The following is a 12,080-nucleotide window of genomic DNA, read 5'->3' as shown; positions in this document are numbered from 1 at the left end:
AAGCACTTATTTTTGTCTCCTTACAGTTATAAGAAATGAGCTTGAATAAAAATAGCATATTTAGTAAAATCACCTCTTTATCATTGGTGGTTCTTCTTATGCTTCCTATTCTTATAAAAGCTACTCACCATCATGAAAACGAAGCACACCATCATAACTGTAAAGAAAAATCTACTCACTTACACGAATCGGTAAACGACCATTGTGATATTTGTTATTTTTCTTTTGCTTCTTTTAATATACCTGCACCAAACTTCTCACAAGTTTTAGCTATTCTTCCTAGTAAGACGATAGTAGATAATTACAAATCGATTATTTTACCTTCTTACAACTCTCTGAATAGAAAACTTAGAGGACCTCCTACAAACTTGTAACATCTTAGTTTAGAACACTTGTACTTTATCGGAGTGTGACTTATGTAACCCTAAAGCTAGGTTTGCGGTGCATTACAATCAGTTAACACGCTTGTTCTATATTATTTAATTAATAGCTGAATCTTACAATTCAACTACTACAATTCGTTTTTAATTCTGTTTACAATGACAAAACAAAGCTTAGGCGCTTTATTTTGTGTATTGTTTCACGCAATTCTTTTTAGTCAGAATACCAATTCTGTTACTATTAAGGTAATTGACGGAACGACACAAAAAGAGTTACCCAATGCTCACGTAAGTATTGGTTCAAAGCACGCGTACACAAACACTCAAGGAAGTAGTATTTTTTACAAACTTTTAAACAAAGAGTATCTCTTAACTGTTACTCATGTTGGATATGTTACTTATCAAGAGAACATTTCTACTACTTCTACAATAGTTATTCCTCTAATACAAGACAATTCAGTATTGAATGAAGTGGTTATTGCACAAAACCCTAAAAAAATACTAACAAAGTTCTCTAGTAATACACAAAGGATTGATGTTGATTTCTTAGAAAAAAACAGAGATAATAGTTTAATGCAAACTCTTAAAGATATTCCTGGAGTTAGCACAATTACCATCGGTTCGGGGCAATCTAAACCCACTATTAGAGGTTTAGGGTTTAATAGAGTTGTTGTTGTTGAAAATGGTATAAAACACGAAGCACAACAATGGGGAGCCGACCATGGTTTAGAAATAGATCAATATAATATAGATAATATTGAGGTTACTAAAGGAGCCGCTTCTCTACTCTATGGTTCTGATGCAATCTCTGGGGTAATTAGTTTGAAAAACAACTTACTACCAGATGTTAATTCTTTTTCAGGAGAAGTAAACTTAACTAATAGGAGTAATAACGATTTCTATGGAGTTTCTTTAGGGGTTAAACAACGTTATAATCATTGGTATTACAAGGCCAGAATAACTCATGAAGATTACGGTGATTATAAAGTCCCTACTAAAAAAATCACGTACGATAATTACATTTTCGATTTACATAAAAACTACCTACGTAACACAGCAGGCTACAATCATAATGTTGGAGTTTCTATAGGTTATGTATCAGATAATAGTAGCTCTATAACTTCTTTTAGTAATGTTAATTCTAAAAACGGTTTTTTCGCTAATGCTCATGGACTGGAAGTGAGAACTTCTAAAATAGATTACGATGCTGACAATAGAGATATTGATTTACCTCATCATAAGGTCAATCATTTTAAAATAACGAATAATACCAGTTTTCTATTCCCCAATTATACGTTAGATGTTGAGCTTGGGCTTCAAAAAAATCATCGCGAAGAACATTCAGAACCTGTTCCGCATGGTTATATGCCCAAGCCACCATCTACAATGGAACGATTGTTTAAAAAGAATACCTATAGTCTTAATGTAAAAAATAAATTCCACAGTTTTGAAAATCATAAGCTTACCACAGGTATAAACTTAGAGTATCAAGATAATTCTATTGATGGTTGGGGATTTCTTATTCCTGAATATACTCGTTTTACAGTTGGAGCTTTTGTATATGATCAAATTAAACTCAACGACAATTTATATTTAGATGGTGGTGTACGTTACGATTATGGGGTAATAAAAACACAACCCTATTACGAGTGGTTTTTATCTCCAGTTACCGACAAAAACGGAAATACAACTCAGCAACAACTACAGCGTTCAGAAAGAAAGAATTTAACTTTTGGGAGCTTTAGTGCTTCAGCTGGATTAAGTTATGGGCGAAAAAACACATCGTATAAAATAAATGTAGGTAAGAGTTTTAGAATTCCATTGGCAAATGAGTTAGCTTCAGACGGAGTAAACTATCACATGTATCGATATGAAGAAGGAAGTCTTGACTTAGAACCTGAAAGTTCTTATCAAATAGATGGAGAGTTTAAAGCTAACTTTAATAGAGGCTCTATTCAAATCACGCCTTTTGTCAATTATTTTGATAATTATATTTATTTAAGTCCAACGTCAGAGTATTACGAAACGCTTCAAAAGTATCAATACAGTCAAAGTCGAGTTTTTAGATATGGTGGTGAAGTTATGGCTCAGTATAAACCAATCGACAAATTATCTATTACAGGTTCTTTAGAGTATGTAAAAGCACGACAATTAAGTGGAGAAAAGAAAAACTTCACGCTTCCTTTTTCTCCTCCTTTAACAGGAGTCGTTTCTCTTGAATATACGTTGAACCCTTGGTTGACTTTCGGAGACACTAAATTATTCTCAAGTGTACGATTGGTTTCAAATCAAAACAATATTGTTCCACCTGAAAAAACTACAGAAGGGTATTCTTTACTAAACATCGGTTTACATACTAGTTTAGATCTTTTCTCAAAAAAACGGCCTCTTAAAATTCAAGGGAGACTCAATAATATTTTAAACAACAAAGTTTTCGACCACACGAGTTTCTACAGACTGATAGAGGTTCCAGAACCTGGAAGAAACTTTTCTATAACAATTATACAAACATTTTAATTATTTAATTTTTTTTTAATCATGAAAAACACATTTAAATCAGCAATCTTATTTTTCGTAAGTCTTTTAATTATTTCTTGTAGTGATGAAGACAACATCCCAGATACTTTTGATGAAAACATTAATACAGAAAACTTTAAAGGCTTAGAGTTAGGCAACTCTGATTTTGTTTTACCACAATCAAACGTAGATGTTCATATTCAATTTGACTACGAAGGAACTAGCAAAGTTTCTAAAATTTATTTTGACGTAGAAGCTTACGATGTTCCAAAAGTTAAGACAGGTGAGTTAATTTGGGAATTAAAAAACCACTTAGTGCCTGTTGATCGTTATGAAGGTCAATTAAATCCTCACATACACTACCATGTATATTTTGATGAAGATAACAAATACGATCCTTCATTTACTCCTGCCGAAGGAGTTTATAAATTTAAAATTACGGTTGAGCATGAAGACGGAACTAAAAGTACCATTACTAAAAAGTTACACATTATTCAAAAGTTTAAAGACTTAGAGGTTGGTGATAACAACTCTATTGCCTTTGGTAAAGATGAGTTACATACCGAATTTGAATATGTATCTGGTAATAATACTGTTACCGAAATTAAATATGAATTTTGGTTCGAAGAATGGAGAGAGGGACAAAATGTTGAAGTTGGAGAGTGGGACAAAGTAATTACCGTTTTACCTAAAGAGTTGTATGAAGGAGTTAAAAACCCTCATATACACTATCATTACGATTTAATTCCTGGTGCTCCAGTAGGAAGTTACTGGTTGAATATTTACGCTAAAGAAAGCGGCGAAAGCGAAACTGTAAAGCTGTCTATTCCTCTTGAAATAAAATAATTATAACACAAAAGACTACTTGAGAAAATCAAGTAGTCTTTTATAAATAACAAACTATTATGAAATTATTAAAAATAGCGAGTGCATTACTACTCCTAACCTTATTAAACATAAGCTGTAGCAGTGATTCAGAAGAGCCAGATACTGAAAAGCCAACCATTACCGTAAATTACAACGAAGGTTTTCCTAAATCTTGCTCTGTATTAGAGAAAGGGAAAGAGTATACAATACGTGTAAAAGTATCTGACAACATAGCTTTAGCTACTTATGCCATTGATATCCATCATAATTTTGATCATCACACACACGATGATCAAGGTTCTAGTTGTGAACTATCACCCATAAAAGATCCTGTTTCTCCTTTAATTTTTATGGAGAATTACACTATTGATAATAATCCTAAAGAATTTGAAATAACTCAAAGTATTACAATTCCAACAGATATTGATTCTGGCGACTACCATTGTCAAATCTCTGTCATTGATGTTACTGGATGGCAAAGTAGAACTTCCGTAGATATTAAAATTGAATAACTATTTAACGCTACAATAATGATAATAACAAGAGACTTAACAAAAAAGTATGGTGACTTCACCGCCCTTAATAAGTTAAATTTAAAAGTAAACGAAGGAGAAATTTTTTGCTTACTTGGGGCTAACGGAGCAGGAAAGTCAACGACTATAAATTTACTTTTAAATTTTATTGCTCCTTCTTCTGGAAAAGCGTTTATAAACGGTTTAAATGTTACTGATAGCGCAAGAGAAACTAAAGCTTTTTTAACTTACATTCCAGAAAACCTGATGTTGTATCCTACTTTAACCGCCATAGAAAATCTTGATTATTTTTTAGGTATTGGTGGTAAAAATTTCACTAAAAAAGAACTTGAATTTTTCTTACACGAAGCTGGTTTGCAATCAGAAGCTTTTTACAAAAGAGTTCAATTCTTTTCTAAAGGAATGCGACAAAAAGTTGGAATTGCTTTAGCTATAGCAAAAGATGCTAATGTTTTACTACTTGATGAACCTACTTCTGGTTTGGATCCAAAATCTAGTAATGAATTTGGGGAACTGTTACAAAAAATGAGAAAAAATGGAGTTGCTATATTAATGGCTACTCATGACATTTTTAGAGCTAAAGAAATTGGAACGCATATTGGAATTATGAAACAAGGGCAGTTAAAGTATAATTTTCCTTGTAGTGATAAGTCTTTACAAGAGATTGAAAACCTTTATCTAGAAACTATGAGCTTAAAAGAAAGTGTATTATGATTTTTCACGTAGTTAAAAAAGAGCTTCAAGAAATTTTAAGAGACGGTCGCTTTAAAATCTCAGCAAGTATAGTATTTATTCTATTAATAGTTGCATTAGTATTAACTTTTAATCAATATCAACATAGCAATACACAACATACTGAAGCTCAAAAAAATGAACGGTCTCTTTGGGAAAAACAAGGAGAAAAAAATCCGCATTCGGCAGCACATTACGGGAATTATGTTTTCAAACCAAAATCTCCTTTATCACTGATAGATCAAGGCATTGAAAAATATACAGGAATTTCTATTTTTTTAGAGGCTCATAATAGAAACGAAGCTCAATTTAGTAATGCTTCAGACCAAACATCATTGTCTCGTTTTGGAGAACTAAGCCTTAGTTTTATTTTATTATATATACTCCCTTTAATCTTAATTCTAATCGGTTACGATTCCTATACTAAAGAATTAGAAAAAGGAACTTTTGCGATACTTAAAAGTCAAGGAATTAGTAACACAAAACTACTTTTTGGAAAATGGTTTGCAGTATTAATACCTATAATAACAATTACAACTCTTCTATTTTTAATAGCAGGTTTAATTCTTTCTAACACAAATGATGTTGGAGTATTTAGTTGGAGTACGTTAGCAGTGTTATACATAGTGTACTTACTCTACTATTTGATTTTCAATAACGTTATTTTATTCATATCATTAGTTGCAAAAAAATCAGGAGTTGCTTTGGTTTCTAGTTTAGTTTTTTGGGTGCTTGCTTGTTTTATTGCTCCTAAAATAGCTAGTAACCTAGCTGATTCTAAATACCCATACCCAACCAACCAAGAGTTTTCTAAAAGAATAGCAGAAGATCGTAAAAAAGGGCTTGACGGACATAACCCTTGGAGTGAGGAAGCTAAAAAACTTGAAGAAGAAGCTCTAAGGAAATACAATGTTGATAGTGTGCATAAACTTCCCTTTAATTACAATGCCTACAGAATGCAAAAAGGAGAAGAATATCAAGCTAAAGTATATGCTAAACATTATAATTGGTTAGATCAGCAAGCTCAAAAACAAGAAAAGGTTTACAAATCTATTTCGATAATTTCTCCTTTTCTTCCCACTCGTTTTTTATCTATGGCTATTTCTAGAACCGATTATCAATCACATCGTGATTTTTCTGAAACAGCAGAAACTTATAGAGTAAAAACACAAGAGTTTTTAAATGGACTTACTGAAAAAAACTCTAAATACGGGGAACGCTATATTGCTTCTGCAAACGCATGGGAAAAACTTCCTAAGTTCGAATATACAAATGCTCCTCTCTATCAAATATTAAGTCATAATACATCTATGATGTTAATTCTTATCATGTGGTTTACAATTACAGGAGTACTAGTGTTCTTTATTAATAAAAATCATTAATATGTTTTCATATAATTTTAAATACGAATTAAAGTCTCTTTTACGGAGTAAATGGCTTGTTTTATTAACTATAATTTTATTAACCCTTGTTCTTTTTGCAGGGTATAATGGTAAGGAAAAAGTAAATAAGCGCGTTTCTGACATTGAAAAAGCGAATAATACTGTTAAAGAACAAGACATAGCAGTACTAAAAACTCTTGATTCTATTGAAAAAGGACTTGACGTTAATCAAAACTCGAGGAGCTTACCTACCAACCCCATGAATATTGGATATTCACATCCTCGTGTTGCGGCAATGTACCCTCAAGAAACTGCTTTTATTGCTACAGGACAAAGTGATTTATTTACACATTATGTGCAACCAAAAGCGTACGGTGATAGTTTCTTTTTTAATCATACTGAACTTTCAAACCCTATTCAACTTCTTTTTGGTAGTTTTGATTTAGCATTTGTAATTATATACATTTTACCCTTAATTATAATAGCTTTTAGTTATCATATTTTTTCTCTAGAAAAAGAAAATGGTTCGTTAAAATTAATGGCTTCTCAACCTATTTCTATTTACAAATGGATACTACAGAAAACAATGCTTAGATTCTTTGTACTATCTGTTATAGTTATCTTGGTTTTAACAATTACTTTTATAATTAACAATTATAATTTTGCAGAAAACCTAACTGAGTACCTATACTTTTTACTACTTACGTTAACTTACATGTTATTTTGGTTTACTGTTGTTTTATTTATCAATATAAAAGTAAATAATTCTGCTAAAAATGCAGTAAGTTTATTAGCTATCTGGGTTTTTATAATTCTAATTATTCCTGCTATTATAGCACAAGCTGCAAATACTTTTTATCCAATACCATCTCGAACAAAAATGATTACTGAAGTAAGAGCATTAAAAGATGAAGTTTCTAAAAAACAAGATAAAATACTTGATAATTTTTTAAGAGATCATCCTGAATATGCTTCTAATAATAATCAAAACTATTCTTTTTGGCATAAGTATTTAGCTTCACAAGATTTGGTTGAAGACGAGGTTAAACCACTAGTAGAATCATACGAAACACAGCTACTAAAACAGCAAAAATGGGTTAAGTTGTGGCAATATAGTTCTCCTGCTATAATTTTACAGCAAAGTTTTAACGATATAGCTGGAACTTCTACAACACATTACCAACAGTATAGAAGTCAAGTGGCTGAATTTTCTACAAAGTGGAGAGACTTTTTTGTTCCTCTTCTTTATAATAATGAAAAAATTAACACAAAGTTATACAAGCAATTACCAACCTTTGAGTACAAAAACCCAAGCTATACGTCATTGTTTTTTAAGATAAGTATAGTATTAGTTATGTCAGTAATCTTATTACTAATTACTCGAATACTTTTTTACAATAAAAGTAAAAAAGGGACTATTATCAATTAACAAAAAAGACCTAATGTTTTATCGTTAGGTCTTTCTATTTTTTTCTTCAATCCACTTGCTCATAAATTTTGTAGCCTGTAAGGTTTGATGTTGTAATAAGCTTCCAAGAAAATTTTGTGTACGATGTGTTTCAAGGTTTTCCTCGATTTCTTTTATTCTATTTCTAAAGGATTCTACTAATTTTTCTTTATCATACAGCAAATTGATTATTTCTATACCTTTTTGTTGAGACTTTTTCCAAAGGATATCATAAGTATATAGCTCTATAGCTTTGTTAGCAAACTTCTCAAAATCATCCTCTATAAATCCGTTCCAAGGTAAGTTGGCGTGCATTCCTTCTGCACCTATAGAAGTGGTAACACTTGGAGTTCCACATTCCATTGCTTCAGTTAACTTCCCTTTAATTCCTGCTCCAAAACGAATGGGAGCCAGTACTACCCTTGCATTTTTAACTACTTCTAGTACATCTTTTGCAAAACCTTTTATGATAAAGCCATCTTTTGGCTTGTGCAATTGCTGAATTTGTTGTGTAACATACGCTCCGTAAATATGTAATTCTACTTCAGGTAATTGCTTTCTTATTGTTTTCCAAATTGATTTCAATTGTAAAACAGCATCGACATTCGGAGCGTGGAAAAAATTACCTACAAACACAAAATGCGCTCGTTCTTCAAAAGACTTCCAATTCTGAATAGCTTCAGCATCTATTCTATCCAACAAAAAAGGCAAATGATATAATAAAGCTTCATCAATCTTAAAAACTTCTTTTAAAAGCTGGATTTCATAAGCTGAAATAACCAAACTCATATCACAGCGTAAAATTGATGCTATTTCTCTCTTTGCTTCATCTGATTTTAGCAAAGCCTCTGTAGAAAATTGTTCCTTCTTTTTTAATTGTTGATGACGTGTTTTGCGTAAAAAGTGTAAATCTTCAGTATCTAAAATTCTTAGAGCTTTCGGACAATGTTCTGCAACACGCCAACCAAATTGTTCTTCCATCATAAACCTATCGAACAACACAACATCTGGTTGTAGTTCTTTAACAAAATCATCAAAAGAACTTGAATTCAACTCAATAGATTTCTCCTCTATTCCTAATTCAGCTAAGTTTAAAGAGTTTTCTGTTTTTAAGGCAGGAGTTGCAAAAGTGATAGTATAGTTTTGGTTTTTAAAAACATTAAGCAACTGTAAGATTCGGTTACCAGCTCCAGTCGTTTTTTCTATCCAAACATACCCAATAATTAAAAGTTGTTGCATTAATTTAGTTCCCTAACTGTGTTTTATAGTCGTTTTGTACGCTTTTTGCCCAATTAATTACTTGTTCAACTTCTTCTTTAGTTAAACGAGCGTCTGCATGTGTCCACGTATATGAATCTAACGGCATTTTTCCTTTTTCTACTTCTTCCCAAACTTCTTCCATCTTATGCTCTTTTCTTTTTAAAGAATAGGTAGCCCATTCAGAAAAATTCAATTCTTCTTTTCCATGATTTATATGATCAGCTAACCAATAATTCACTGGCATAATATTACTATACCAAGGATATCGAGTTGAATTACTATGACAATCAAAACAAGCTGTTTTTAGTATTTTGTGTACTACATCGTTCGGTTTGGTTTCTGTAATAAAAGGGTCAACAGTAGTTATTTCTCCTTGATTTTTTTCTGGTTGGAAAAACTGCGCGATTACTAATAATAGTAGTAAGAAACCTATAATTTTTTTGAAAATTTTCATGCGACGAATTTAAGTTTTAAAGATATGAAAACTAATTTTATCGACAAATAATTGTATTTTTGTGCTTCATTATTTATGAAAAAATAAAACACAACTCATGAAATACGATTTAATCGTTATTGGTTCTGGTCCAGGAGGGTACATTGCTGCTATCAGAGCCGCTCAATTAGGTTCTAAAGTTGCTATTATCGAAAAATACTCAACTTTAGGTGGAACTTGTTTAAATGTTGGATGTATTCCTTCAAAAGCTTTATTAGATTCTTCGCACCATTACTATGATGCAGTAAATCATTTCGAAGAGCACGGTATCTCTGTTGAGAAACCTTCTTTTGACTTCGGAAAAATGGTAGCTCGTAAAGCAAATGTAGTAGAAACTACTACTGGAGGTATCAAATATTTAATGGATAAAAACAATATTGAAGTTTACGAAGGTTTAGGTTCTTTTGAAGATGCTACGCACGTGAAAATCACAAAAAATGATGGTGCTGAAGAAATTATTGAAGGTACTAACATTATTATAGCTACTGGTTCTAAACCATCATCTTTACCTTTTATTACTATTGATAAAGAGCGCGTAATTACTTCTACTGAAGCTTTAAAACTTCCTGAAGTTCCTAAGCACTTATTAGTAATTGGTGGTGGTGTTATTGGGTTAGAACTAGGTTCTGTTTACAAGCGTTTAGGTGCTGATGTAACTGTTATCGAATACGCTCCAACAATTACTCCAACAATGGATAAAGATGTTTCTAAAGAGCTGACTAAAGTTTTAAAGAAACAAGGAATGAAAATTAATGCTAGCCACGGAGTTACTTCTGTTGAAAGAAATGGTGACGAAGTTGTGGTAAAAGCTACCAATAAAAAAGGTGAAGAGGTTACTTTTACTGGTGATTACTGTTTAGTTTCAGTAGGTCGTCGCCCGTACACTGAAGGATTAGCTTTAGAAAAAGCGGGTGTTAAAGTTACTGAAAGAGGAATGATTGATATAAATGATCATTTACAAACCAACGTTTCTAACATTTATGCAATTGGTGATGTAGTTCGTGGAGCTATGTTAGCACATAAAGCAGAAGAAGAAGGTGTTGTGGTTGCTGAATATTTAGCAGGACAGAAGCCTCATATTGACTATAACTTAATTCCAGGAATTGTTTATACATGGCCAGAAGTAGCGGCTGTTGGTAAAACTGAACAAGAATTGAAAGATGCTGGTGTTGATTACAAATCTGGAAAATTCTCTATGCGTGCATTAGGACGTTCTCGTGCAAGTGGAGATACTGATGGATTTGTAAAAGTATTAGCTGATAAAAATACAGATGAAATATTAGGAGTTCATATGGTAGGTGCTCGTGTTGCTGATTTAATTATGGAAGCAGCCGTAGCAATGGAATATAGAGCTTCTGCGGAAGATTTAGCTCGTATTTGTCATGGACATCCAACCTACTCTGAAGCTGTAAAAGAAGCAGCGAAAGCAGCTTGGGATGGTAAACCATTAAACGCTTAATAAAATTCTTTAAAATATACTTAAAAAAGCAATCTACTTCGGCTACGCTCAGTAACCAAGAGGTTGTTTTTTTGTTTTACTTGAATTAGTTAACCTTTCTTAGGTTTATTAATTTTGTTTACATTTAAAAATGAAAACAAAAAACACTTAACTTGTAGTTAATGAATAATGTCTTTGAAACTTTCAGACCAAAAAATCCCATAATAGCACAACATGTCCATTATTATTATTTGGATGTAAAACCACAAAATAAAAAAATAGGGTTTGATTGCTATCCTCATTTCAATAATTCCATATCACTTTATAGCTCACATTTTAGTCCTAAAATTGGAAAAATAGTTTTCAAAGATGACAATAATCCTCTTCAAATTTTCACTCCTTTAAGAGAAAATATTTTTAATGTCACACAAATTGGTAAAGTGCATAGAATTGTAATAATTTTCAATCCTCTAGGTATTCATCAATTTTATAGAGGGTTAACTTTTACAGACTTTATAACAGAATTCAATTTCTTTTCTGAACTTGAACTTAGTGCTTTGTTTAGTTCACAAAACACTAATGAAATTACAAAGCTATTAGACCAATTTTTAATTAGTAGGTATATTACATATAGTAATACAACTTTAAACAATGCCATCAAGCTAATTTTAAATAATTTTGACACGATAACTATTAATAATTTGGCATTTGAGTTAAACGTGAGTAGAAGGCACTTAAATAGACTTTTTAATTCTCATTTTGGTATTTCAGTGAAAAAGTTCAACAAAATTGTACTTTTTAGAAAAACTTTAGAAAAGAAACTCTTTATCAATTCTGAGCAAAGTTTTACTTCTTTGGCGCATGAGTTCAATTATTTCGATCAATCACACCTTACCAACCTATTCAAAAACCTTACTTTAAGTTCTCCTAAAAATCTATTAAAAAAAGGAACACAACTTGGTAATGAAGATACTTTTTGGCATTTAAAATAGCTACCGTCCCATTTTTACAAGTTTCATTTCTTTTTTGCA

The 12,080-nt window shown here is 31.6% G+C and carries 11 protein-coding genes; 9 read left to right on the top strand and 2 right to left on the bottom strand.

All coding sequences use genetic code 11. From position 1 onward, the window contains the following. The first annotated feature begins 35 nt into the window (after positions 1-35). From C7448_RS04735 to C7448_RS04705, 7 genes are all read left to right on the top strand, one after another. Positions 36-374 carry a hypothetical protein gene (locus C7448_RS04735; protein WP_147300497.1) on the top strand — a complete coding sequence of 113 codons (339 nt, stop codon included), beginning with the start codon at positions 36-38 and terminating at the stop codon, positions 372-374. 165 nt (positions 375-539) lie between these two features. Continuing rightward, the gene (locus C7448_RS04730) at positions 540-2,897 is read left to right on the top strand and encodes a TonB-dependent receptor (protein ID WP_115900220.1); all 2,358 of its coding nucleotides are present in this window, start codon (positions 540-542) and stop codon (positions 2,895-2,897) included. Positions 2,898-2,918: 21 nt separating this feature from the next. Next, the gene (locus C7448_RS04725; protein WP_115900219.1) at positions 2,919-3,743 is read left to right on the top strand and encodes a hypothetical protein; all 825 of its coding nucleotides are present in this window, start codon (positions 2,919-2,921) and stop codon (positions 3,741-3,743) included. A gap of 59 nt (positions 3,744-3,802) precedes the next feature. Further along, positions 3,803-4,276 carry a DUF4625 domain-containing protein gene (locus C7448_RS04720; protein ID WP_115900218.1) on the top strand — a complete coding sequence of 158 codons (474 nt, stop codon included), beginning with the start codon at positions 3,803-3,805 and terminating at the stop codon, positions 4,274-4,276. Positions 4,277-4,294: 18 nt separating this feature from the next. Next, entirely contained in the window at positions 4,295-5,011 is a 717-nt protein-coding gene (locus tag C7448_RS04715; RefSeq protein ID WP_115900217.1) for an ABC transporter ATP-binding protein, read from the top strand. Continuing rightward, entirely contained in the window at positions 5,008-6,411 is a 1,404-nt protein-coding gene (locus C7448_RS04710; protein ID WP_115900216.1) for a DUF3526 domain-containing protein, read from the top strand. Before C7448_RS04715 ends, C7448_RS04710 begins: the two co-directional genes overlap by 4 nt. Position 6,412: 1 nt before the next feature. Further along, positions 6,413-7,840: an ABC transporter permease gene (locus tag C7448_RS04705; protein ID WP_115900215.1), complete on the top strand. Its 1,428-nt coding sequence runs from the start codon at positions 6,413-6,415 to the stop codon at positions 7,838-7,840. Between the two features lie 24 nt (positions 7,841-7,864). Here the strand turns inward: C7448_RS04705 and C7448_RS04700 are convergent, their stop codons facing one another. Both C7448_RS04700 and C7448_RS04695 read right to left on the bottom strand, forming a co-directional pair. Next, positions 7,865-9,097 (bottom strand): glycosyltransferase, encoded by a 1,233-nt coding sequence (locus C7448_RS04700; RefSeq protein WP_115900214.1) that lies wholly within the window; start codon positions 9,095-9,097, stop codon positions 7,865-7,867. A gap of 4 nt (positions 9,098-9,101) precedes the next feature. Beyond that, positions 9,102-9,572 (bottom strand): heme-binding domain-containing protein, encoded by a 471-nt coding sequence (locus tag C7448_RS04695; protein ID WP_115900213.1) that lies wholly within the window; start codon positions 9,570-9,572, stop codon positions 9,102-9,104. Positions 9,573-9,669: 97 nt separating this feature from the next. Between C7448_RS04695 and lpdA the strand changes: the two genes are divergently transcribed. After that, positions 9,670-11,070, top strand: coding sequence for a dihydrolipoyl dehydrogenase (gene lpdA, locus C7448_RS04690; protein WP_115900212.1), 1,401 nt, complete (start codon positions 9,670-9,672; stop codon positions 11,068-11,070). A 161-nt stretch (positions 11,071-11,231) separates the two neighbouring features. After that, on the top strand, positions 11,232-12,041 hold the full coding sequence (locus C7448_RS04685; protein ID WP_115900211.1) for a helix-turn-helix domain-containing protein: 810 nt from the start codon (positions 11,232-11,234) through the stop codon (positions 12,039-12,041). Positions 12,042-12,080: the final 39 nt, after the last annotated feature.

The organism is Tenacibaculum gallaicum (assembly GCF_003387615.1).
Taxonomy (GTDB): domain Bacteria; phylum Bacteroidota; class Bacteroidia; order Flavobacteriales; family Flavobacteriaceae; genus Polaribacter; species Polaribacter gallaicus.
Note: the sequence above shows the minus strand (reverse complement) of the source record. Positions and strands in the feature narration are given on the sequence as shown.